Origin of the sequence: Streptomyces canus, assembly GCF_030815415.1 — a bacterium.
GTDB lineage: Bacteria > Actinomycetota > Actinomycetes > Streptomycetales > Streptomycetaceae > Streptomyces > Streptomyces canus_F.
Genome location: NZ_JAUSWW010000001.1, coordinates 2,093,107 through 2,116,915 on the forward strand (window position 1 = coordinate 2,093,107; position 23,809 = coordinate 2,116,915).

Annotated in this window: 20 protein-coding genes and 1 pseudogene; 15 read left to right on the plus strand and 6 right to left on the minus strand. The window is 71.0% G+C overall.

What is annotated here, in order from left to right:
• Window positions 1-204 precede the first annotated feature (204 nt).
• The 5 genes from QF037_RS09800 (at window position 205) to QF037_RS09820 (ending at window position 4,780) form a co-directional block, all read left to right on the plus strand.
• Window positions 205-630, plus strand: a complete 426-nt coding sequence (locus QF037_RS09800; protein WP_307037076.1) for a MarR family winged helix-turn-helix transcriptional regulator — start codon at window positions 205-207, stop codon at window positions 628-630.
• An 88-nt stretch (window positions 631-718) separates the two neighbouring features.
• The gene (locus QF037_RS09805) at window positions 719-2,092 is read left to right on the plus strand and encodes an alpha/beta hydrolase family protein (RefSeq protein ID WP_307023684.1); all 1,374 of its coding nucleotides are present in this window, start codon (window positions 719-721) and stop codon (window positions 2,090-2,092) included.
• A complete protein-coding gene (locus QF037_RS09810; RefSeq protein WP_307023685.1) occupies window positions 2,089-2,847 on the plus strand; it encodes an IclR family transcriptional regulator in 759 nt (252 codons plus the stop codon). The genes QF037_RS09805 and QF037_RS09810 overlap by 4 nt, the downstream gene beginning before the upstream one ends.
• An 86-nt stretch (window positions 2,848-2,933) precedes the next feature.
• Complete coding sequence (locus tag QF037_RS09815; RefSeq protein ID WP_307023686.1) at window positions 2,934-4,115, plus strand: sensor histidine kinase; 1,182 nt, start codon at window positions 2,934-2,936, stop codon at window positions 4,113-4,115.
• On the plus strand, window positions 4,112-4,780 hold the full coding sequence (locus QF037_RS09820) for a response regulator (RefSeq protein WP_307023687.1): 669 nt from the start codon (window positions 4,112-4,114) through the stop codon (window positions 4,778-4,780). The genes QF037_RS09815 and QF037_RS09820 overlap by 4 nt, the downstream gene beginning before the upstream one ends.
• On the opposite strand, the gene QF037_RS09825 is transcribed toward QF037_RS09820, so the two are convergent.
• Entirely contained in the window at window positions 4,777-5,187 is a 411-nt protein-coding gene (locus tag QF037_RS09825) for a VOC family protein (RefSeq protein WP_307023688.1), read from the minus strand. The two genes, QF037_RS09820 and QF037_RS09825, sit on opposite strands and share 4 nt — an antisense overlap.
• 199 nt (window positions 5,188-5,386) lie before the next feature.
• On the opposite strand from QF037_RS09825, the gene QF037_RS09830 reads away from it, so the two are divergent.
• Complete coding sequence (locus QF037_RS09830; protein ID WP_307037078.1) at window positions 5,387-7,492, plus strand: MMPL family transporter; 2,106 nt, start codon at window positions 5,387-5,389, stop codon at window positions 7,490-7,492.
• Between the two features lie 402 nt (window positions 7,493-7,894).
• Window positions 7,895-8,224: pseudogene (locus QF037_RS50920) on the plus strand (hypothetical protein); the annotation flags it as partial.
• 6 nt (window positions 8,225-8,230) lie between these two features.
• Here QF037_RS50920 and QF037_RS09840 read toward each other — a convergent pair.
• Complete coding sequence (locus QF037_RS09840) at window positions 8,231-8,707, minus strand: helix-turn-helix domain-containing protein (protein WP_307023690.1); 477 nt, start codon at window positions 8,705-8,707, stop codon at window positions 8,231-8,233.
• Window positions 8,668-8,958, minus strand: a complete 291-nt coding sequence (locus tag QF037_RS09845; protein WP_307023691.1) for a hypothetical protein — start codon at window positions 8,956-8,958, stop codon at window positions 8,668-8,670. Before QF037_RS09845 ends, QF037_RS09840 begins: the two co-directional genes overlap by 40 nt.
• 249 nt (window positions 8,959-9,207) lie before the next feature.
• On the opposite strand from QF037_RS09845, the gene QF037_RS09850 reads away from it, so the two are divergent.
• A complete protein-coding gene (locus QF037_RS09850) occupies window positions 9,208-10,593 on the plus strand; it encodes a glycoside hydrolase family 16 protein (RefSeq protein ID WP_307023692.1) in 1,386 nt (461 codons plus the stop codon).
• 39 nt (window positions 10,594-10,632) lie between these two features.
• Here QF037_RS09850 and QF037_RS09855 read toward each other — a convergent pair whose 3' ends face one another.
• Window positions 10,633-11,538: a helix-turn-helix domain-containing protein gene (locus tag QF037_RS09855; RefSeq protein WP_307023693.1), complete on the minus strand. Its 906-nt coding sequence runs from the start codon at window positions 11,536-11,538 to the stop codon at window positions 10,633-10,635.
• 146 nt (window positions 11,539-11,684) lie between these two features.
• Between QF037_RS09855 and tkt the strand changes: the two genes are divergently transcribed.
• From tkt to QF037_RS09890, 7 genes are read left to right on the plus strand one after another with little or no spacing between them, the layout of a single operon-like run.
• Window positions 11,685-13,760, plus strand: coding sequence for a transketolase (gene tkt / locus QF037_RS09860; protein WP_307023694.1), 2,076 nt, complete (start codon window positions 11,685-11,687; stop codon window positions 13,758-13,760).
• 19 nt (window positions 13,761-13,779) lie between these two features.
• Entirely contained in the window at window positions 13,780-14,949 is a 1,170-nt protein-coding gene (tal, locus tag QF037_RS09865) for a transaldolase (RefSeq protein WP_307023695.1), read from the plus strand.
• Window positions 14,946-16,565: a glucose-6-phosphate dehydrogenase gene (gene zwf, locus QF037_RS09870; protein ID WP_307023696.1), complete on the plus strand. Its 1,620-nt coding sequence runs from the start codon at window positions 14,946-14,948 to the stop codon at window positions 16,563-16,565. The genes tal and zwf overlap by 4 nt, the downstream gene beginning before the upstream one ends.
• Window positions 16,562-17,488 carry a glucose-6-phosphate dehydrogenase assembly protein OpcA gene (opcA, locus tag QF037_RS09875; protein WP_307023698.1) on the plus strand — a complete coding sequence of 309 codons (927 nt, stop codon included), beginning with the start codon at window positions 16,562-16,564 and terminating at the stop codon, window positions 17,486-17,488. Before zwf ends, opcA begins: the two co-directional genes overlap by 4 nt.
• A complete protein-coding gene (pgi, locus tag QF037_RS09880; RefSeq protein ID WP_307023700.1) occupies window positions 17,488-19,134 on the plus strand; it encodes a glucose-6-phosphate isomerase in 1,647 nt (548 codons plus the stop codon). The genes opcA and pgi overlap by 1 nt, the downstream gene beginning before the upstream one ends.
• A gap of 10 nt (window positions 19,135-19,144) precedes the next feature.
• Complete coding sequence (gnd, locus tag QF037_RS09885) at window positions 19,145-20,023, plus strand: phosphogluconate dehydrogenase (NAD(+)-dependent, decarboxylating) (RefSeq protein ID WP_307037080.1); 879 nt, start codon at window positions 19,145-19,147, stop codon at window positions 20,021-20,023.
• Window positions 20,024-20,029: 6 nt separating this feature from the next.
• The gene (locus tag QF037_RS09890; RefSeq protein ID WP_307023702.1) at window positions 20,030-20,617 is read left to right on the plus strand and encodes a histidine phosphatase family protein; all 588 of its coding nucleotides are present in this window, start codon (window positions 20,030-20,032) and stop codon (window positions 20,615-20,617) included.
• 89 nt (window positions 20,618-20,706) lie between these two features.
• Here QF037_RS09890 and QF037_RS09895 read toward each other — a convergent pair whose 3' ends face one another.
• Window positions 20,707-22,500, minus strand: coding sequence for a bifunctional sugar phosphate isomerase/epimerase/4-hydroxyphenylpyruvate dioxygenase family protein (locus QF037_RS09895; protein ID WP_307023704.1), 1,794 nt, complete (start codon window positions 22,498-22,500; stop codon window positions 20,707-20,709).
• 333 nt (window positions 22,501-22,833) lie between these two features.
• On the minus strand, window positions 22,834-23,712 hold the full coding sequence (locus QF037_RS09900) for a shikimate dehydrogenase (protein WP_307023705.1): 879 nt from the start codon (window positions 23,710-23,712) through the stop codon (window positions 22,834-22,836).
• Window positions 23,713-23,809 lie beyond the last annotated feature (97 nt).

Here is a 23,809-nt window from a genome sequence, read left to right on the forward strand (position 1 = left end):
CGAGCTGATGCGGGTGGTGCGGAGGCCGCCGTGCGGCTCCGCTGCCGAGATCGAAGCTAAGAGCAATAATTGTTGACGTCAATAGTTGTTGATGACCTACGGGTGCGTCATGCTGGAATCTGCACGACAGACCGACCCAGGGAGCCCGCCATCACACGCCAGCACGTCACCAACCCGAACCTGATCGACGCGGACGAGCCGTGGATGCGCGGGCTGCATGCCGACGCGGGCTATCTGCTCTACCGCCTGGGGCAGCGCTCGGGGCAGCTGTTCAACGCGTTCCTCCAGGAATCGGGGCTGCGACTGCGCCACTACGCGCTGATGCGCTTCCTCGCCGGTTCCGACGGCGCGCTCCAGCGCGAGCTGAGCAATCGGCTCGGCTACGACCCGAGCGCGATCGTCGGCCTGGTCGACGACCTGGAGAAGCTGGGCCTCGCCGAGCGGCGCCCCTCCCCCGACGACCGCCGCAGCCGGATCGTCGTCCTGACCGAGGACGGCCGCGCGTTCCTGCGCGACACCGACGAGGCGGGCCGGCGGGTGACGAACGAGCTCCTGGACCCGCTGGACGCCGCCGAGCGGGAGGTCCTGCACGGACTGCTGCTGCGGATCGCGGAGGACGGACTCACCTGATGTTGTGCAAGTGATTGACGGCGATACAGGGACTACCTAACTTCACTCCGTCCCGCGCTCCCGCCCCCGCATCGGAAGGGACCCCGTGTTGAGAACCCCCACCGCTCTCGCCGTACTCGCCGCGACCCTGTGCACAGCCGTCGCCGTCCCCGCCCAGGCCGCCCCCACGGACACCCACCTCGAGGGCCAACTCGCCTCCGGTGCGAAGTACTTGATGGACGTCCCCGCCGACTGGAACGGCACTGTGCTGCTCTACAGCCACGGCTACCGCCCCGCCGCCGCCCCCGTCTCCGCGCAGAACGCGCCCAGTCCGGCCACCCTCACCGAGCTCCTCGACGAGGGCTACGCCCTCATCGGCTCCTCGTACGCGACGAACGGCTGGGCGATCACCGACGCCGTGCCGGACCAACTGGCCACGCTGGACCTGTTCACGGAGAAGTTCGGCAAAGCCCGCGAGACCATCGCCTGGGGCACCTCGTACGGCGGTTTCGTCACGACGGCCCTGGCCGAGCGGCACGCCGACCGGTTCGACGGCTCGCTGTCGATGTGCGGTCTGGTGCAGGGCGGTGTCGCGAACTGGAACAGCACCCTGGACCCGGTGTTCGCGCTCAAGACGCTGCTCGCGCCGGACGCCGACATCCCACTCGCCGGGTTCGCCGACCAGTCGGCGGCCGTCGGCGCCGCGAACGCGCTCTCCGCGAAGGTCGCCGAGGCCCAGCGGACGCCCGAGGGCCGGGCCCGTATCGCGCTGGCCGCCGCCCTGCACAACATCCCCGGCTACAACGACCCCTCCCAGACCGAGCCCGCCCCCACCGAATGGAACGCCCAGCAAGCCAACCAGTACGCGGCGGTCTCCGGCCTCTTGAACCTGCCCGCCTTCAGCTGGCGGCAGGAGGCCGAGAGCCGAGCGGGCGGCAACATGTCCTGGAACACGGGCGTCGACTACACGGCGATGCTCGCCCGGTCCCCGCTGTTCAAAGAGGTGAAGGAGCTCTACAAGGAGGCCGGCCTCGCCCTGCGCACCGACCTCGGGGCCCTCAACCGCGCACCCCGGATAGCCGCCGACGCCAAGGCCGTTCGGTGGATGCGGCAGACCAGCGCGCTCTCGGGCCGGCTCACCGACCCCCAGCTGAACATCCACACCACCGGCGACGCGCTGATCCCCGTCCAGGCCGAGAGCGCCTACCGACGGGCGGCCACGGCGGCGCACTCCGGCAGGCTGCTCAGCCAGGCCTACGTCGACAGCCCCGGCCACTGCACCTTCACCACGGGTGAGACGATCGGCGCCCTGCGCACCCTGGAACACCGCCTCGACACCGGCCGCTGGGACGCCTCGCCCGAGGCCCTCAACTCCCGTGCCGCACAAGCAGATTCCACGACGGAGCCCCGGTACCTGAGCTACCGTCCCACCGCCTACCCCCGCCCCTACGACCTCGCCCACCCGGGAGACGCCCGGCCATGACCGTCCGCTCCGCACCCGACCGACTGCTGTCCGTGCTCGCCGCGTTCGACCACGAACACCCGGCACTGAGCCTGACGGACATCAGCCGGCGGGCCGGGCTGACCCTGACCACCGCCCACCGGCTCGTGGGCGCCCTCACCGAGTGGGGCGCCCTGGAGCGGGACGAGTCCGGTGTGTACCACGTCGGACTGCGGTTGTGGGAGGTCGCGGCGCTCGCCCCGCGCGGGCTCGCGCTGCGCCAGATCGCGCTGCCGTACCTGGAGGACCTGTACGAAGCCACCCACGAGAACGTGCAGTTGGCCGTGCGGGACGGCGCCGAAGTCGTCTACATCGAGTGGCTGTCGGGCCGTTCGTCGGTCGGCGTCCACATCCGGGTCGGCGCCCGCTGGCCACTGCACGCCACCGGCGTCGGCCTCGCCCTGCTCGCACACGAGAGCCCGGAGCTCCAGGAGCGGTACTGCGCGGGCCCGTTGACATCCTTCACCCCGTACACCCTCACCGACCCGGCCCGGTTGCGCCGGGTCCTGGCCGACGTACGCCGCACGGGGGTGGCGGTGAGCGACCGCCAGGTCACCGACGACGCCCTTTCGGTCGCCGCCCCCGTACGCGGGACGGGCGGCGCGGTGGTGGCCGCGGTGTCGATCGTGGTGCCGCAGACCGACGCGCAGGTGCCGGTGCTGGTGCCGGCGGTGCGGGTGGCCGCGCGGGGGATATCGCGGGCGCTGGGGTGGAGGCCGTCCGCGCTCAGCGGTTGACAGGCCCCGGATATCCCTCTCACCGGCGAGGCCCGGCGGCACACCCGTCGCGATACTGGTACGGCCCTTGCCCCGAGGAGCCGCTCATGTCCGCCCAGTCCTGGTTCACGCCGGTCGCCGCTCGGCTGCGTACGACGCGTCCGTACGTCGTCGACACGGCGCTCGCCGCGCTCGTGCTGTTCGCCGCCTCGCTCCAGTGGCTCTTCCCCGACGAGGGGGACGACCCGCTCTCCCGGGTCGGCTGGCTGCTCGGCGCGGCCACGGCCGTCCCGCTGGTGTGGCGCAGCCGCGCCCCCTTCGTGACGGCGTGCGCGGTGTCGGTGGCCACCCCCGCCCAGGCCGTCCACCACGCCCCGCCGCCGGACGTGATGTACGGCGGTCTCGTCGTCCTCTACACCATGGCCGCCCGGGGCACGCCCTGGCAGCGGCGCTTCATGCTGGTGGGCTGGACGATCGGCGTCTCGGTCACCATGTTCCACAAGGAGGGCGCGCAGCCCTTCGAGTACGCCTTCCAGCTGCTGAGCGTCGCCTGCGCGTACGCCCTCGGGATGCTGGCCCGCGTCCAACGCGCCTACACCGCCGAGCTGGAGGACCGGGCCCGGCGGCTGGAACGGGAGCGGGCCGCGGACACGGCACGGGCGACGGCGCAGGAACGCGCCCGGATCGCCCGGGACATGCACGACATCCTGGCCCACGCGGTGAGCCTGATGGTGGTGCAGGCCGAGGCCGGTCCGGTCGTGGTGCGCAGTGATCCGGCGCGCGCGGAGGCCGCGTTCGAGGCGATCGCGGCGGCCGGGCGGGACGCCATGTCGCAGCTGCGGCGGATCCTCGGTGTCCTCAAGGAGGAACAGCGCAACGGGACTTCACCGCAGCCGGGTGTCAAGGCGCTGCCCGTGCTGGTCCGGAAGGTCCGCGAATCGACAGGCCTGCGCGTCGAGTTGCGCGCCGCGGGTGAGCCGCGTCCGCTGCCGCCGGACACCGACATCGCGGTCTACCGCGTGATCCAGGAGGCCCTCACCAACACGGTCAAGCACGCGTACGCTTCCTCCGCGACCGTCGAACTCGACTGGACGGAGGAGGCGTTGACGCTGACGGTGACGGACGACGGGCGGGGCACCGCGGTACCGGACGGTGGACACGGGCTGATCGGCATCCGGGAGCGGGCCGCGGCCTGCGGCGGTGACGCGCGCACCGGGCGGGGTCCGGACGGCGGGTTCCGGGTCGTCGTACGCCTCCCGGTGGGCGACCGGCAGGCGGCGCCGGGGTGAGCATCCGGGTGGTCGTCGCGGACGACCAGGAGCTGGTCCGCAGCGGCTTCAGCATGATCCTGGAGGCGCAGGCGGACATCGAGGTGGTCGCCGAGGCCGGCGACGGAGCGGAGGCGGTCGCCGCGGTGCAGCGGCACACGCCGGACGTACTGCTGCTGGACATCCGCATGCCCGTGATGGACGGCCTCGAGGCGGCCCGGCGGGTGTGCGCGCAGTCCGCGTGCAAGGTCGTCATGCTGACCACGTTCGACCTGGACGAGTACGTGTACGAGGCGCTGTACGCGGGCGCCAGCGGCTTCCTCCTGAAGGACGTACGGCGCGACGACCTGGTGCACGCGGTACGGGTGGTCGCGGCCGGCGACTCGCTGCTCGCGCCCGCGGTGACCCGGCGGCTGGTCGCGGACATCGTGAAGCGGCGCCGGGAGGAGGCCACGGCCGACGTCACCCCGCGTCGCCTGGACGTGCTGACCGCGCGCGAGGTGGAGACCCTGCGGATGCTCGCCCGCGGCCTGTCGAACGCCGAGATCGCCACGTCCCTGTTCGTCAGCGAGCACACCGTGAAGACCCATGTCAGCAATGTGCTCGGCAAGTTGGGGCTCAGGGACCGGGTGCAGGCGGTGATCTGCGCGTACGAGACCGGGCTGGTGACGCCGGGCGCGTCCTAGGCCTGGTCGCCCAGCTCGGTGAAGAGGGTGAGCTGGAGCGCGCCCGGCGCTTCCAGACGGGAGTTGAGGGAGTTCCAGGGGGTGCGGGTCGGTTCGGCGATCACCTCGGCGCCCGCCTCGGCCAGTCTCGCCGTCGTGGCGGTGGAGTCGTCGACCTCGAAGGCGACCCGGATGGGTCCGGCCACCCGGCGCCCGACCTCGACCTCGTCGATGAACGCGGCATGGTTCGGGTCGGTGATCTCCAGCGTGGCCCGGCCGGCCTCGAGGATGGTGACCCGGCCGTCGGACGAGGAGAACGCGGCACGTTCGGGCAGGCCGAGGACGTCGCGGTAGAAACGCAGGGCCTCGTCGTAGTCGTCGGCCGTGACGACGAGACGGAGTTCACGGACGGCGGGTGCGTCGGACATGGCGGCTCCTCGGGATCGCGGACGGTGAACCGATCAACTCCGGTACCGGTGCGGTTCATTCCTCCCTCCGGGGAGTGAGACGGAGGGTCGTCTCCCCCGCGCGACGGAGCCCCGGAAACCACTCCCTCCGGCGATCCGGCACCACCCCCTCCCGCACGAGTCTGAGGGCATGTCAACCGATGCCCCGCCGGGAGGGACCGTGCTCTCCGCACTCGCCAGGACGGCCACGCGCCGTCCGCTCACCGTCATCGCGCTCTGGGTGATCTTCCTGCTGCTCGGCTTCGGGCTCGGTACGGGCGTCTTCGGGCGCCTGTCGGACAACGTGCCCGAGGTCCCCGGCACCGAGTCGGAGGCCGCCGCGCAGTATCTCGACCGGGTCGACCCCGCCGGTGAGTCGATCACGGCCGTCGTCGAGGGAACCGCCGTCTCCGACCCGGGACTTCGCGCCCAGGTGGAGCGGGCCGTCGCCGAGGTCCGGGAGGTCGCCGGGGTCGCCGCGGTGCCGGATCCGTACGAGACGCCCGGCCTGCTCGCCGAGGACGGACGGGCGCTCATCATCCCCGTCGCCCTGGAGGGCGGACTGGACGACGACGCCGAGGAACGGACGGTCGACGACGCGACCGACCGCATCAAGGCGATCGACGCGCCCGAGGTCCACGTCAGCGGCGGCCCGCTGCTCGGTCTGCAGATCGGCGAGAAGGCCCAGGAGGACGTGAAGAACGCCGAGTTGATCTCCCTTCCTGTCGTCCTCGCCCTGCTCCTCGTGGTGTTCGGCGGGCTGCGCTCAGCCGCGTTGCCCCTCGTGATCGCGGTGAGCGGCATCGCGGGCGCGTTTCTCGCCCTGTTCCTGTTCAGCGAGGTCACGGACATCTCCGTGTACGCGATCCAGGTCACCACCATGCTGGGCCTCGGACTCGCCGTGGACTACGCCCTGTTGATGCTGGTCCGGTTCCGGGAGGAGCGCAGGAACACCCGCGACGTGACCGAGGCCGTGCACCGCACGGTCGCCGCGGCCGGGCGGACGGTGCTGTTCTCCGGGCTCACCGTGGCGGTCAGTCTGACCGGGCTGCTGGTCTTCCCCAGCGTGTTCCTGCGCAGCATGGGTCTGGCCGTGGCCGCCGTGGTAGTCGTCGACATGCTGGCCGCACTCACCCTGCTGCCCGCGCTGCTCACCCGGTTCGGCGGGAAGATCCCGCCGGCGAAGGTGCGTCCGGAGGGCGAGGAGGGCCGCGTCTTCGCCCGGCTGGCCCGCTTCTCCGCCCGCAACCGGATCGCCGTCCTCGCGGTGCTCGTCCCGGCCCTGCTGGTGCTCGCCCTGCCGGTCGTAGGCATGCGGATCAACCTCGGGGACGCCCAGCAGCTGCCGTCGAGCACCGAGGCACGACAGCTGTACGACACCGTCGACGCCCACTTCCCGCCCGGGACCGGGGTGTCGCCGGTGACGGTCGTCCTGAAGCCGGGCACGGACCAGTCGACCGTCGACCGCATACAGTCGCTCAGCCCCCGCGCCGAGACCCGGGACGTGCCGGGCGGCATCACCGTCGTGGAACTGCCGCCGCCCGGCAGCGTGGACGGCGACGGGGCCACCGATCTGGTGGAGCGGGTACGGGACATCCGGGGCGACGACCCGGTCGAGGTGACCGGACCGGCGGCACGGCTCGTCGACTTCCGCGCGATGCTCGCCGACCGGGCCCCCTGGGCGGCCGTGACCGTCCTGGCCGGCATCTTCCTCCTCCTGTTCGCGTTCACCGGGTCGGTGCTGATCCCGCTGCGCACGATCGCCACGACCCTGCTCAGCCTGGGTGCCGCGCTCGGTGCGGTGGTGTGGGTCTTCCAGGACGGTCACCTGGCCGGACTGCTGGGCGCGGAGGGCCTCGGTGCGCTGAGCCTGACCGCCCCGCCGCTGATCATCGCGATCGCCTTCGGCCTCGCCATGGACTACGAGCTGTTCATCCTGGCCCGGATGCGCGAGGCCCGGCGCCGCACCGGCGACGACCAGGAGGCCGTGGTCACCGGACTGCGCCGCTCGGGGCGGGTCGTCACCTGCGCCGCGCTCCTGCTCGCCGTGGTCTTCGGGGCCTTCATGACGGGCGGCTTCTCCCCCATCCTCCAGATCGGACTCGGCCTCACCCTCGCGGTGCTGATCGACGCCACCGTCGTCCGCATGCTGCTCGTCCCGGCGACGATGGCGCTGCTCGGGCGGCGGGCATGGTGGGCACCGAAGCCGCTGCGACGGGTGCACGACCGGTTCGGGCTGAGCGAGGAGGAGGCACCCCGACCACCACGGGTGACGACGCACGCCTGACGGCGTCCGGCACGCAGGGGGACCCGGCCGAGGGCGCCGGGTCCCCCTGCCGTGCGGCGGCCCTGCGGCAAGTCCCCCGCAGATCCTCACCGGCATCTCAGGAAGCGGCCCGGGGATTCAAAGGATCAGCACATCCGCACGGCGCAGGATGCACACGCAAAGGCGGATATCTCAGGAAGGCCTGTCGTGGGCGTCTCGCACATATCGGACCGGTCCGACCAGCCCTTCGAGAGGTGGTCGCGGCGCGGGGTGCTCACCGTTCTGGGCATGGTTCCGGCCGCGGTGCTGACCGGGTGCGGCGGGTCGGCGGACGCCTCGGAAGGAGCGAAGCCGTCGGCGTCGGCGAAGGTCGCCGCGACGAAGAAGCCGGTCGTCTCGGTGAGCCCCGCGGACGGCACCAGGACGGCCGGGTTCGGCGACCCCGTCGAGGTCACCGTGACCGACGTCCCGCACGCCCAGCGCCTCACCACCTCCGGCACCTTCGTCCACGGCAACTACTGGGCATCCGCCTCGGTGTTCGGCAGCCGGAACACCAGCCACGGCTGCATCGGCCTGCACGACGCGAAGGGCGCGGACGACAGCTCCGTCGCGGGCTACAAGTTCTACGAGAGCTCGATGCTCGGCGACGTCGTGATCGTGAGGAACTCCGGCGAGAGGACCGTCGATCCGGCCAACGGGCTCAACGGCTGGAACCTGTCCTGGGAGGACTGGAAGGCGGGCAGCGCGCGGTAGGGCAGGTCAGGGCGGGGGCGCCACGGGTTCCGGGAAGACACGGGCAACCGCCGCGGTGCGGCTGGAGACGTCCAGCTTGCGGAAGATGTTCTCCAGGTGCTTGCGGATCGTGCTCGGCGCGACCACGAACTGCCCGGCGATGTCCTCGGTCCCCCATCCGTTGGCCACGGCCCGCAGGACGTCGAGTTCGCGCGGGGTGAGCCGCACCGGCTCGCGTCGTCGGCGGGCCGCCTCGCGGTGGACGGCGTCGATGTGCGGACGCAGGAGCTGGAGGGTCAGCCGGTCGCGGTCGCTGAACGGGCGGTCGCGATCACGGGAGACGGAGTACATGCGGATGCGTCCCGGCGCCGTCGGCAGGGCGACGACCATCATGGTGGTGAAGGGCCGCATGTACTCGGTGTAGAGCGCCGTGTCGCGGAACTCCAGGGTCGGCATGTAGTCCGTCAACTGGGCGACCTCCATGTGCCCGTGACTGCGCTCCACGTCCACGCAGTGCGGGTGCTGGTGCTTCCAAACTCCGGGTAGGGGCCGCCGTACTGCACCGCCTGGTAGCCCAGCCCCCGGCGGGTGGGGAGGTCGACCTCGCTGAACTCGACCAGGTCGCAGGAGACCAGCCGTCCCAGCCCGCTGAGGAGGGCCGGTGGCGGGAACTCGTCGGACGCGTCGTGCCGTGCCTCGTCCACGACGTCGAGCATCAGCCGTAGATGGCGTGCGGTGACGGAGTGCCGGCTCATGGCTCCCCCACTTCTTCGGGGCCAGGTCCGACGGTACGCCCGTCCGCGCTCCGGCGAGGCGACCTCTCGGCACATTCGCGGCTTCATGGGGTGAACTCCCCCGCCCTCGAAGGACTTTCACGGTTACACCTCTTGACGGCCGGAGTGGCCGAGAGCACATTGGGCCCACTTTGAGAGCGCTCTCAGACGGTTCCGGGCGCGCTGTCGAGTCACCCGCGCATCCCACCCCGTACCCGAGAGGCACACCCCATGAGTGCACCCTCCGGACCATCCAGACGCCGGCGCGCCCTGATCACCGTACTCTCCACGTTCGGTCTCGCGGCGGCCCTCGCCACGGCCGCGACCCTGCCCGCCAACGCCAACGCGCCCACGCCTCCCACGGGTTGGACGCAGGTCTTCGTCGACGACTTCAACGGCACCGCGGGCACCGGCGTCAACACCTCCAACTGGCAGTACGCGACCGGCACCGGCTACCCGGGCGGCCCCGCCAACTGGGGCACCGGCGAGGTCGAGACGATGACGAACAGCACGTCCAACGTCTCGCTCGACGGCAACGGCAACCTCCGCATCACCCCGATCCGCAACGCGTCCGGCAACTGGACGTCCGGCCGCATCGAGACGAACCGCACCGACTTCCAGCCCCCGTCCGGCGGGAAGCTGCGCGTCGAGGCACGCATCCAGATGCCCAACGTCACCGGCACGGCGGCCGAGGGGTACTGGCCGGCGTTCTGGATGCTGGGCGCGCCCTACCGGGGCAACTACCAGAACTGGCCGAGCGTCGGTGAGCTGGACATCATGGAGAACGTCCAGGGCATGAACCGCGTGTGGGCCACGATGCACTGCGGCACCAACCCCGGCGGCCCGTGCAACGAGACGACGGGCATCGGCAACAACACCCCGTGTCCGGGCTCGACCTGCCAGTCGGCGTTCCACACCTACACCATGGAATGGGACCGCTCGGTCACTCCGGAGACCATCCGCTTCCTCGTGGACGGCACCCAGTTCCACTCCGTCAACGCGAGCCAGGTGGACGCGACGACCTGGTCCAACGCCACCAACCACGGCTTCTTCATCATCCTCAACGTGGCGATGGGCGGCGCCTTCCCGGACGCGTTCGGCGGCGGCCTGGACAGCGGCACCCAGTCCGGCGTGCCGATGACCGTCGACTACGTCCAGGTGCTGTCGGCCGCCGGGGGCGGCACCACCCCGCCCCCGACGGGCTCGCGTGACGCCTACGCGGCGATCCAGGCCGAGTCGTACAACAGCCAGAGCGGTGTGAGCACCGAGACCACGACCGACACCGGCGGCGGCCAGAACATCGGCCACCTCGCCAACGGCGACTGGGCGCTCTACCAGAACGTCAACTTCGGCTCCACGGCGGCCACCCAGTTCGTCGCCCGGGTCGCCAGCGGTGCGGCCTCGGGCGTGAGCGGGCTGGTCGAAGTCCGGCTGGACAGCCGCAGCAACGCGCCGGTCGGGAGCTTCGCCCTGGCGGGCACGGGCGGTTGGCAGACCTGGCGGACCGTGCCGGCGAACATCAGCTCGGTGACGGGCACACACGATGTGTATCTGACCTTCACGAGCGGGCAGCCGACGGACTTCGTGAACGTGAACTGGTTCAACTTCGGTCACTGACACATCACTTGGGTGAGGGGCTCCGCGGGTCGGGGCCCCTCATCGCAGTTCCGCCCGGAACCCCGCCGGGGTCTGCCCCGCGTGCAGCTGGAAGAACTTCGAGAAGTTCGCCGCGTCCGGGAACCCCACCGCCGCGCCCACCCGCCCGATCGGCAGGTCGGTGTGCGCGAGAAGCCGTTTCGCCTCCAGGACGACCCGCTTGTCGATGAACCCCTTGGGCGTCTCCCCGGTCGCGGCGCGCACCGCGCGGACCAGGGTGCGGCGGGAGTAGCCGAGAGTGTCGGCGTACGCGCTGACGCTGTGGTTCGTCGCGAACTCCTTCTCCACCGCGTCCCGGAACAGGGTGAAGGTCGTGTCCGACGGCCCCCGCGCCGCCTCCTGCGAGCTCGCCGCCAGATGGGCCAGACGCAGCAGGAAGGCCGTCAGGGAGTGGCGGAGCACGGCCGTGTGCAGGCTCAGGGGGAGGGTCGCCGTGTCCTTGTACTCGCGCCGCAGCTGCGCCAGTGCCGCTCCCAGCCCCGCCAGTTGCGCCGTGTCGGGGTGCAGCAACGGCGGCAGGTCGTAGCGGTACAGCCCGGTCGCCTCCACCGTCGCCCGCGGCAGAAAGCCCGGTTGCATGGTGAGGACGGTTCCGCGGTACCCGCTCGCCCTGGAGAAGCGGTGGACCTGGCCCGGGCGGATCCAGAGCACGTCGCCGGCGTACGCCTCGTACTCCGCGAAGTCGATCATGTGGCGGACCGGTCCCTTGTCGAAGAGCATCACGACATGGAAGTCGATCCGGTGGACGCGGTGCAGCGGGGCGGCCGCGTGCCAGGTGCGGTGCGGACCCATCGGGCCGACCTGCATGCCGACACCGCCGACGCTGAGCTCGATGGGAAAGGGGAAGGTTCTGATCCCGTTCACACCGCCGTCGCCGTCTCCGCCTTGGATGGGTCTGTCCGCCATGTCCTACTCGTGCCGCCTTGCTCAAGCCGTCCGTGTCCCACTTTCACCACAGGCTGACACACCTCGACCTTCCTCCGTAAAAGTCAGACTTTTAGATTTGAACGCGTCAGAGCAGCTTCCCCGCTCCAACCGAGGACTTCTTGAAGATGAGCACGCAGACACCGGACCGCTTCGAATGGACCGAACTCGACCGGCGTGCCGTCGACACCGCCCGCCTGCTGGCGGCCGACGCCGTGCAGAAGGTCGGGAACGGACACCCGGGCACCGCGATGAGCCTGGCCCCGGCCGCGTACACGCTCTTTCAGAAGGTGATGCGCCACGACCCGGCGGATCCGGAGTGGACCGGCCGTGACCGGTTCGTCCTGTCCCCCGGCCACACCTCGCTCACCCTTTACACCCAGCTCTACCTGGCCGGGTACGAGGTCGAGCTCGACGACCTGAAGGCGTTCCGGACCCAGGGTTCCAAGACGCCCGGTCACCCCGAGTACGGGCACACCGCCGGCGTCGAGACCACCACCGGGCCGCTCGGACAGGGCGCCGCCAACGCCGTGGGCATGGCCATGGCCGCCCGCTACGAGCGCGGCCTGTTCGACCCCGAGGCACCGCAGGGCGAGTCCCCCTTCGACCACACCATCTGGGCGATCGTCTCCGACGGCGACCTGGAGGAAGGCGTCTCCGCCGAGGCCTCCTCCCTCGCGGGCCACCAGAAGCTCGGCAACCTGGTCTTCCTCTACGACGACAACCACATCTCCATCGAGGGCGACACCGCGACCGCTTTCTCCGAGGACGTCCTGAAGCGGTACGAGGCCTACGGCTGGCACACCCAGCGCATCGAGCCCGCCGCCGACGGCGACATCGACGTGGCCGCCCTCCACGCGGCCCTCAAGGCCGCCCAGGGCGAGACCGAGCGGCCCTCCATCATCGCGATGCGCACGATCATCGCCTGGCCCGCCCCGAACGCGCGGAACACCGAGGCCTCCCACGGCTCCGCCCTCGGCGACGACGAGATCGCGGCCACCAAGCGTCTCCTCGGCTTCGACCCGGCGCGCTCTTTCGAGGTCGCCGACGAGGCCCTCGCCCACAGTCGCCGGGCCCTGGACCGGGGCGCCGAGGCGCACGCGGCCTGGGACAAGCAGCTCGACGAGTGGCGCGGCGCCCAGCCGGAGCGGGCCGAGCTCTTCGACCGCGTGGTCGCCGGCCAGCTCCCCGAGGGCTGGGAGTCCTCGGTCCCGGTCTTCGAGGAGGGCAAGGCCGTCGCCACCCGCGCCGCCTCCGGCAAGGTGCTCCAGTCCCTCGGCGCGGTCCTGCCCGAGCTGTGGGGCGGCTCCGCCGACCTGGCCGGCTCGAACAACACCACCATCGACAAGAGCTCCTCCTTCCTCCCCGAGGGCAACCCGCTGCCCGAGGCGGACCCGTACGGCCGTACGGTCCACTTCGGCATCCGCGAGTTCTCGATGGCCGCCGAGATGAACGGCATCGCGCTGCACGGCAACACGCGGATCTACGGCGGCACCTTCCTGGTGTTCTCCGACTACATGCGCAACGCCGTCCGGATGGCCGCGCTGATGCAGCTGCCCGTCACATACGTGTGGACGCACGACTCCATCGGCCTCGGCGAGGACGGCCCCACCCACCAGCCGGTCGAGCACCTCGCGTCGCTGCGGGCCATCCCGGGCCTGAACGTCGTCCGCCCGGCGGACGCCAACGAGACGGCCGTGGCCTGGGCCGAGATCCTGAAGAGGCACGCCACCAGCCCGGCCCCGCACGGCCTCGCGCTCACGCGTCAGGGTGTGCCGACCTACCCCGTGAACCCCGACGCGGCGAAGGGCGGGTATGTGCTGAAGGACTCCTCGTCCGCAGCCGTGGACGTCGTGCTGATCGCCACCGGCTCCGAGGTGCAGCTCGCCGTGGCCGCCCGGGAGCTGCTGGAGGCCGAGGGGCTCGGCACCCGCGTGGTGTCGATGCCGTCCGTGGAGTGGTTCGAGGAGCAGCCCCGCGCGTACCGCGAGAGCGTGCTGCCCCCGGCCGTGAAGGCGCGTGTCGCGGTCGAGGCCGGGATCGGACTGACCTGGTACCGGTACGTCGGTGACGCCGGACGCATCGTCTCCCTCGAGCACTTCGGCGCCTCCGCCGACGCCAAGACCCTCTTCGCCGAGTTCGGCTTCACCGCCGAGAACGTCGCCGCAGCAGCCAGGGAATCCCTCGCCGCCGCGCGCGGTTGATCCGATCGCCAGAAAGAAGATGATCACTGTGACCGAAGCAACCGCGACCGCGGGAGCACTCAAGCGCCTGTCCGACGAGGGCGTCTCCATCTGGCTGGACGACCTGTCACGGCGGCGGATCGAGTCCGGGAACCTCGCCGGGCTCGTCGAGAACAAGAACGTCGTGGGTGTCACCACCAACCCGTCCATCTTCCAGGCCGCCATCGGCTCCGGCGAGGGGTACGAGGAGCAGCTGACCGACCTCGCGCTGCGGGGCGTCACGGTCGAGGAGGCCGTCCGGATGATGACGACGGCCGATGTGCGTGCCGCCGCCGATATCCTGCATTCCGTATACACGGCGTCGAACGGCCGCGACGGCCGGGTCTCCATCGAGGTCGACCCCCGCCTCGCCCACAACACGCCGGCGACCATCGCCGAGGCCAAGCAGCTCGCCTGGCTCGTCGACCGCCCGGGCGTCATGGTCAAGATCCCGGCGACGAAGGCCGGTCTCCCCGCGATCACCGAGGTCATCGGCCTCGGCATCAGCGTCAACGTCACGCTGATCTTCTCGCTGGAGCGCTACCGCGAGGTCATGGACGCCTACCTGGCCGGTCTGGAGAAGGCCGCCGCGAACGGCGTCGACCTCTCGACCATCCACTCCGTCGCCTCCTTCTTCGTCTCCCGCGTCGACTCCGAGATCGACAAGCGGCTCACCGTGCTGGGCACGGACGAGGCGCTCGCCCTCAAGGGGAAGGCCGCGCTCGCCAACGCGCGGCTCGCCTACGAGGCGTACGAGGAGAGGTTCGGCTCTGCCGACAATTCGATACGCGGCGGGGAGCGCTTCACCGCCCTCGCCGGCGCCGGGGCCAACAGGCAGCGCCCGCTGTGGGCCTCGACCGGTGTGAAGGACCCCGCGTACAAGGACACCCTGTACGTCGACGAGCTGGTCGCGCCCGGCACCGTCAACACGATGCCGGAGGCGACGCTGAACGCCACCGCCGACCACGGCGAGATCACCGGCGACACCGTCACCGGCGGCTACGACCGGGCGCGCGCCGACCTGGCCGCCGTAGAGGCGCTCGGGATCTCCTACGACGAGGTCGTGCAGCAGCTGGAGGACGAGGGCGTCGCCAAGTTCGAGGCGGCCTGGAACGACCTGCTGGCCACCGTCACCAAGTCGCTGGACAGCAAGGGGGTGGACGCGGAATGACCGGGACTCCTGCCATCGAAACTTCTGCCATCGAGACTTCTGCCGCTGAGGCCCTCGCTGCGGCCACCGAGGCCGTCGCGGCCACCGAGGCCGCCGAGTGGGAGAACCCGCTCCGCCACCCCCAGGACCGGCGTCTGCCCCGGATCGCCGGTCCGTCCGGGCTCGTCATCTTCGGTGTCACCGGCGACCTGTCCCGCAAGAAGCTGATGCCGGCCGTGTACGACCTGGCCAACCGCGGCATGCTGCCGCCGGGCTTCTCGCTCGTCGGGTTCGCCCGGCGGGACTGGGAGGACCAGGACTTCGCGCAGGTCGTGCACGACTCGGTACGCGAGCACGCGCGGACGGAGTTCCGTGAGGAGGTCTGGCAGCAGCTCGCCGAGGGCATGCGGTTCATCCCCGGCGACTTCGACGACGACACCGCCTTCAAGCAACTGCGGTCCGCGGTCGACGAGTTGGACGCCTCCCGGGGCACCAGCGGCAACTACGCCTTCTATCTCTCCGTACCGCCGAAGTTCTTCCCGAAGGTCGTCCGGCAGCTGAAGAAGCACGGACTGGCGAAGGCCCCGGAGGGCTCCTGGCGGCGCGCGGTGATCGAGAAGCCGTTCGGCAGCGACCTGGCCAGCGCGCGGGATCTCAACGCGCTCGTGCACGACGTGTTCGACCCGGAGCAGGTGTTCCGGATCGACCACTACCTGGGCAAGGAGACCGTCCAGAACATCCTGGCGCTGCGCTTCGCCAACCAGATGTACGAGCCCGTCTGGAACCGGTCGTACGTGGACCACGTGCAGATCACGATGGCCGAGGACATCGGCATCGGCGGCCGGGCCGGCTACTACGACGGCATCGGCGCCGCCCGTGACGTCATCCAGAACCACCTCCTCCAGCTCATGGCCCTCACCGCCATGGAGGAGCCGATCGCCTTCGACGCCGAGTCGCTGCTCACCGAGAAGCTCAAGGTGCTGAAGTCGGTACGGCTGCCGGAGAAGATCGGCGAGCACACCGTGCTGGCGCAGTACGCGCAGGGCTGGCAGGGCGGCGCGAAGGTGCCCGGGTACCTCCAGGAGGAGGGCATCGACCCGCAGTCGAAGACCGACACGTACGCGGCCATCAGGCTGGAGGTCGACAACCGGCGCTGGGCGGGCATCCCGTTCTATCTGCGCACCGGCAAGCGCCTGGGCCGCCGGGTCACCGAGATCGCGGTCGTCTTCAAGCGCGCCCCGCACTCCCCCTTCGACTCCACGGCCACCGAGGAGCTCGGGCAGAACGCCATCGTCATCCGCGTCCAGCCGGACGAGGGCATGACGGTGCGGTTCGGCTCCAAGGTGCCGGGCACCTCGATGGAGATCCGGGACGTCTCGATGGACTTCGCCTACGGCGAGTCGTTCACCGAGTCCAGCCCGGAGGCGTACGAGCGACTCATCCTGGATGTCCTCCTGGGCGACGCCAACCTGTTCCCCCGTCACCAGGAAGTGGAAGAGTCCTGGAAGATCCTCGACCCGATCGAGGCGTACTGGGCACGGCACGGCAAGCCCGCGCAGTACGCGTCGGGCAGCTGGGGTCCGAAGGAAGCCGACGAGATGCTCGCACGAGACGGACGGAGCTGGCGCAGGCCATGAAGATCGACCTGACCGACACCACGGCAAGCAAAATCAACAAGGCGTTGGTGCAGGGACGCCGCGCCATCGGCACTCCTGCCGTGGGCATGGTCCTGACGATGGTCATCGTCACGGACGAGGAGAACGCCTACGACTCGATCAAGGCCGCCGAGGAGGCCTCGCACGAGCACCCCTCGCGCACCCTGGTCGTCATCAAGCGGCACGCCCGCACCCCGCGCGACCGCACCAGCTCGCGCCTGGACGCCGAGGTCCGGGTGGGCGCCGACGCCGGCACCGGCGAGACGGTGATCCTGCGGACCTACGGCGAGGTGTCCGACCACGCCGACTCCGTCGTACTGCCGCTGCTGCTGCCGGACGCGCCGGTCGTGGTGTGGTGGCCGGTGGAGGCCCCGGACAACCCGGCGAAGGACCCGCTGGGCGCGCTGGCACAGCGCCGGATCACCGACCTGTACGCCGTGGAGAACCCCCTGGACGTACTGAAGGCCCGGGTCCGCTCCTACGCGCCCGGCGACACCGACCTCGCCTGGACCCGGCTCACGCCGTGGCGTTCGATGCTGGCCGCCGCCCTCGACCAGGCCCGCGCGAAGATCACCTCGGCGGCCGTGGAGGCCGAGGAGGAGAACCCGGCCGCCGAGCTGCTGGCCCGCTGGCTGGAGGCCCGCCTCGGCGTCACGGTCGACCGCGTGGTCACCGACGGTCCGGTCGTCACGGCTGTCCGGCTGGGCACCGCGCACGGCGAGATCGTCATCGACCGCCCCGAGGGCCCGCTGGCCACGCTGTCGCTGCCCGGCCAGCCCTCGCGCACCCTCGCGCTGAAGGTCCGCACCACCTCCGAACTGATCGCCGAGGAGCTGCGGCGCCTCGACGCGGACGAGATGTACGCCGTCGCCCTGCGGGGCGAGGCCACCAAGGAGAACGGCTGATGTCCGACACCCCGAACCTCACCCGGCGGCCCGAGTGGACCGCCCTGGAGGACCACCGCGCCGAGGGGCTCGCGCAGCTGCGGGAGTTGTTCGCGACGGACCCGGGACGCGCGGAGCGCTACGTGGTACGCGTCGGCGATCTGCGAGTCGACTACTCCAAGCACCTGATCACGGACGAGACACTGGCCCTGCTCCAGGAACTGGCCACCGCCACCGACGTGTTCGGCCTGCGTGACGCCATGTTCCGCGGCGAGAAGATCAACCTCACCGAGGACCGGGCCGTCCTGCACACCGCGCTGCGCGCCCCGGCCGACGCGGTCGTCGAGGTCGACGGCGAGAACGTGGTGCCGCAGGTGCACGCCGTGCTCGACAAGATGGGCCGCTTCGCCGACCGGGTCCGCTCCGGCGAGTGGACCGGCCATACGGGCCGTCGTATCCGCAATGTCGTCAACATCGGCATCGGCGGCTCCGACCTGGGCCCGGCGATGGCGTACGAGGCGCTGCGCGCGTTCACGGACCGCTCGCTGACCCTCCGGTTCGTCTCCAACGTCGACGGTTCCGACCTTCACGAGGCCGTGCGCGACCTGGACCCGGCGGAGACGCTGTTCATCGTCGCGTCCAAGACGTTCACCACCATCGAGACGATCACCAACGCCACCTCGGCCCGCTCCTGGCTGCTCAACGGCCTGGGTGGCGAGGAGAAGGCGGTCGCCCGGCACTTCGTGGCGCTGTCGACGAACGGCGGCAAGGTCACCGAGTTCGGGATCGACCCGGACAACATGTTCGAGTTCTGGGACTGGGTCGGCGGCCGCTACTCGTACGACTCCGCGATCGGCCTCTCGCTGATGATCGCCATCGGCCCGGACCGCTTCCGGGAGATGCTCGACGGCTTCCGCATCGTCGACGAGCACTTCCGCACCGCCCCCGCCCAGGCCAACGCCCCGCTGCTCCTGGGCCTGTTGGGTATCTGGTACGGCAACTTCCTGGGCGCCCAGTCGCACGCGGTACTGCCGTACAGCCACTATCTGTCGAAGTTCACGGCGTACCTCCAGCAGCTCGACATGGAGTCCAACGGCAAGTCGGTGCAGCGCGACGGCCGGCCCGTCGAGTGGCAGACCGGACCGGTGGTGTGGGGCACGCCCGGCACCAACGGGCAGCACGCGTACTACCAGTTGATCCACCAGGGCACCAAGCTGATCCCGGCGGACTTCATCGGCTTCGCCAAGCCCGTGGCCGAGCTGAGCGACGAGCTCAAGGCGCAGCACGACCTGTTGATGGCCAACCTGTTCGCGCAGGGGCAGGCGCTGGCGTTCGGCAAGACGCCTGACGAGGTGCGCGCCGAGGGTGTCCCGGAGGAACTGGTCACCCACAAGACGTTCAAGGGCAACCACCCCACCACGACGATCCTGGCGAAGGAACTGACCCCGTCGGTCCTCGGTCAGCTGATCGCGCTGTACGAGCACAAGGTGTTCGTCCAGGGCGCCGTCTGGAACATCGACTCCTTCGACCAGTGGGGCGTCGAGCTGGGCAAGGTGCTCGCCAGGCGGGTCGAGCCCGCCCTCACCGAAGGCGCCGAGGTACCCGGCCTCGACGCGTCAACCGCCGCCCTCGTGGCCGCATACCGTGAACTGAAGGAAGTGCGCTGACATGACGTCGATGCAGCTCGGCCTCATCGGCCTCGGCAAAATGGGTGGCAACATGCGCGAGCGGATCCGCCGCGCAGGGCACACCGTCATCGGATACGACCGCAACCCCGAGGTCTCCGACGTGGCGAGCCTCGCCGAACTCGTCGAGAAGCTCGAAGCCCCCCGCGTGGTCTGGGTGATGGTGCCGGCCGGGGGCCCGACCCAGTCCGTCGTCGACGAGCTCGGCGACCTCCTCTCCCCCGGCGACACGGTCGTCGACGGCGGCAACTCCCGCTGGACGGACGACGAGAAGCACGCCGAGGAGCTCGCGGCCAAGGGCATCGGCTTCGTCGACGCCGGCGTCTCGGGCGGCGTGTGGGGTCTCACGAACGGCTACGCCCTCATGGTCGGCGGCGACGCCGAGCACGTCGCGAAGGTGCAGCCGGTCTTCGACGCGCTCAAGCCCGAGGGCGACTTCGGCTTCGTCCACGCGGGCAAGGTGGGCGCCGGGCACTTCGCGAAGATGGTCCACAACGGCATCGAGTACGCGATGATGCAGGCCTACGCCGAGGGCTGGGAGCTCCTGGAGAAGGTCGACTCCGTCACCGACGTGCGCGAGGTCTTCCGCTCCTGGCAGGAGGGCACCGTCATCCGTTCCTGGCTGCTGGACCTGGCGGTGAACGCCCTGGGCGAGGACGAGCACCTGGACAAGCTGCGCGGCTACGCGGAGGACTCCGGCGAGGGCCGCTGGACCGTCGAGGCGGCCATCGACAACGCCGTACCGCTGCCCGCGATCACCGCGTCCCTGTTCGCGCGGTTCGCGTCCCGCCAGGACGACTCGCCGCAGATGAAGATGATCGCGGCGCTGCGCAACCAGTTCGGCGGCCACGCCGTCGAGTCGAAGGAGTAGCGCACCGTGGGGGATCTCCTGCTGGTCCGCCACGGAGAGACGGAGTGGAGCGTGTCGGGCCAGCACACCAGCTGGACCGACCTGCCTCTCACCGCGCACGGTGAGGAACAGGCCAAGTCCCTCGCTCCGCTTCTCTCCGGGCGGACCTTCGCCTCCGCGCTCAGCAGTCCGCTGGACCGCGCGATACGCACCGCCGAACTCGCCGGTCTGTCAGGGGTGTTGCCCTATGACGACCTCCACGAGTGGGACTACGGCGGCTACGAGGGCGTCACCACCGTCGACATCCACCGGACCCGGCCCGACTGGTACCTGTGGACCGACGGCGTGCCGCCCGGCCCCGAAGGACACCCCGGCGAGTCGCCCGCCGAGGTCGGGGCACGCGCCGACCGGGTGCTGGCCCGGGTGGACGCGGCGCTCCCGGACGGGGACGTGGTCCTCGTGGCGCACGCCCACTTCCTGCGGGTCCTGACGGCCCGCCGGCTGGGCCTGGTGCCCGCCGACGGACGGCTCTTCCAGCTGGCGACGGGCACGGTCAGCCGGCTGTCCACGGAACACGGCCGACCGGTCATCGCCGAGTGGAACACCCGGCCGTAGCGGTCGGACGACGCGGCCCGGGCCACCACGTGGTGGCCCGGGCCGCGTCGTCGAAGGAGCGGCCGGAGTCCCGCTCTGTCACCGGTATGTCAGACGCCGGTGACGCCGTGCTGGGCGGCCAGCCGCACCGGGGCGTTCTGGGCGCCGTAGCCGCGGTAGCCGTCGCGCTGGACGAGTTCGAAGAAGACCCGGCCGACCGTGCGGGTGTAGCAGTGGCGGAACTCGCCGTACGCGTCCCGGTCGTAGAGGATGCCGAGCTCGCGGTACGTCTCCAGCTCACCGTCGGCGAACTCGAAGCGGGCGGCGAGGTCGTCGTAGTAGTTCGCGGGGATCGGCAGGACGCGACCGCCCGCGTCCCGGAACCGACGTGCCGTCATGACCACGTCGTCCGTGGCGAACGCGATGTGCTGGGCGTGCACCGTGTCGTCCGTGGGTGCCGCGCCGACGCTCAGGGCGATCCGGACGCTGCCGTCCGGGTTCGTCACCGCCCGGCTGCGCATCAGCCCGTACGGGTCGGCGACGTCCACGCTCTCCTGGGCCTGGAGCCCGAGCACGCTGCGGTGGAACAGGGCCGCCTCGTCGAACTGGTGCCAGGGCTGGACCAGGGCCAGATGGTCGATGCGCCGCACGCCCGCCGCCCCGGTTTCGTGCGCCACGTCCGCGAAGTCGGCCCGCCAGTCGGGCAGTTCGGGACGGCCGGTCGCGCAGAAGAAGAGTTCCGTGCCGTCGGGCGCCGCGACGGCGTCCAGCGGGGCGTCCTCCGCGGCGCGGCGGCGGGGCAGGACCGGGGCCAGCAGGGATTCGGCGCGCCGGGCCGCGCCCGCCGGGTCCGGGGACTCCAGGCCGATCGCGGCGAGGCCGGTGCCGTCACGGCGTCCGGCGGGCCCGGTGTTGACCAGCAGTCGGGCCTCGCCCTGCTGCCACAGGTCCACCGGCTTGCTGCGGTGGCGTGCGGTGCGGGCGAAGCCCAGCGCGCCGAGCACCGCCGCGACCGGTCCGGCATCGGGTGTGACCAGCTCGGCGAAGGCGACGCCGGTGGGGACGACGGGCTCGGGCAGGGGTGCGACGCCGACCGCCTCCTGGAGCGCCAGCAGCGAGCGGTGCGCGTCCACGGCCGTCGGTCCGGCGTCGGCCTGTCGGTAGACGTCGTTGAAGACTTCGAGAGAGAGCGGACCGTTGTAGCCGGTATGCAATACACGGCGTACAAGATCCGCCACATCGAATCCACCCTGCCCCGGGAAGCAGCGGTAGTGGCGGCTCCACTGCAGGACGTCCATCGCGAGCAGTGGGGCGTCGGCGAGCTGGAGGAAGAAGATCTTCTCGCCGGGGATGTCCGCGATGGCTTCGAGGCTCTTGGGTTCAGAGCCCCGCGAGAGGATGTGGAAGCTGTCCAGGCAGGTGCCGAGCGCCGGGTGGTCGGCCGCGCGGACGATCTGCCAGGCGTGGTCGTACGTGCTCACGTGGCGGCCCCACGCCAGCGCCTCGTAGGCGACCCGGACGCCGAACTGCTGGGCCAGGTCGGCCAGTCGGCCCAGCTGTTCGGCGGCGAGGGCGTCGTCGTCCACGGCAAGGGGGTGGACGCTGGAGCAGACGAGGACCGTGTCGGTGCCGAGCCGCCCCATCAGCTCGAACTTGTGCCGGGCCCGGCGCAGATTGTTCGCGAACTGCTCCTCGGGCACCGCCTCCATGTCCCGCATCGGCTGGTAGAGGTCGATGCCCAGACCGAGGTCGGCGCAGCGGGCGCGGATCTCCTCGGGGGTGAGGGGGCTGGCGAGGAGGTCGTTCTCGAAGATCTCCACGCCGTCGAAGCCGGCCCGGGCGGCGGCCGTGAGCTTCTCGGTGAGGGACCCGCTGAGGGAGACGGTGGCGATGGACGTACGCATGGGGCAAGCTCCTTCGACCTGCGGTCCTACAGCGCCCCGTCAGGGGCGCGGGGCTGTGTACATATGCGGCTCCGCCGCGGGGCGCGACCAGCCATTGACGGCCCGCAGCATCGATACGACCTAGTGCCGCGGCAGGCAACGTTTGCCCGTCAAGGAGCGGCGTCGTGGGGGTCCCTCCCGCCCGAGCCGTGCGAAGCGCGGTTCGAGGGTGGGGGAGCGTGCTCTCGGCGTGCCGGCCGGAAGCCCTCGTACTGGACGTACTTGGGCTTTCGGCCGGTGCGGCGAGAGTGCGTGCCGGGCGTCGCGACGGGGCAAACGTTGCCTGCCGCGGCACTAGCCCGCCGAGCTCTCGACAACCCCAGCCATCTCCGCGATGTCGGCCAGCATGCGAGCACTGTCGGGCTCCCGCCCGGTGAAGAGACGGAACGCGTCCGCGGCCTGGAACACGGCCATTCCGCCCCCGTCCAAGGTGGCGCAGCCCAACGCGCGGGCGGTGCGCAGGAGTTCCGTCTCGAGGGGGCGGTAGACGACCTCGGCGACCCACAGGCCGGGGTGCAGGAGTTCGGCGGCGAAGGGGAGGCCGGGGTGGGCGGCCATGCCGGTGGGGGTGGCATGGACGATTCCGTCGGCGCTCGCGAGCAGTTCCGGGAGCCGGTCCGGGGTCGCGTGGGCGGCCCGGCCTTCGCCGAAGTGGCGGTTCAGGGAGGCGGCGAGGCCGGCGGCCCGGTCGGTCAGCGCGTCCACGACCGTGACCCGCTCCGCGCCGAGGGTGAGCGTGGCGTGTGCGACGGCCGCTCCCGCGCCGCCCGCGCCCAGCTGGACGACCTTCTCCAGCGGCACGTCGGGCAGGCCGCGGGCGAAGGAGGCGGCGAAGCCGGTCACGTCGGTGTTGTGGCCGATGGCCCGGCCGTCCTCGAAGACGACGGTGTTGACCGCGCCGAGCGCCTCGGCCTGCGGGGAGAGCGCGTCGAGGTGCTCGATGACGAGCTGCTTGCAGGGGTGCGTGATGTTGAGCCCGTCGTAACCCGTGTCCCGGGCGGACCGCAGCAGATCGCCGACCGCCCCGGGGCCGACGCCGAGGACGTCGATGTCGATGAGCCGGTACAGATAGCGCAGACCCTGGCGGTCGGCCTCCCGCTCGTGCAGGCCCGGGCTGAGCGAGGGGCCGATGCCCGTACCGATCAGTCCGACGAGATACGAGTCCTTGGCCACGCGGACCTCCTGAGCGGCTCACTAATGTACGAACTAGTGAGTTAGTCATAGCACCCGGAAAGTGCGCTTGGGAAGCCCTGACCCGTCGCGGGGTGCG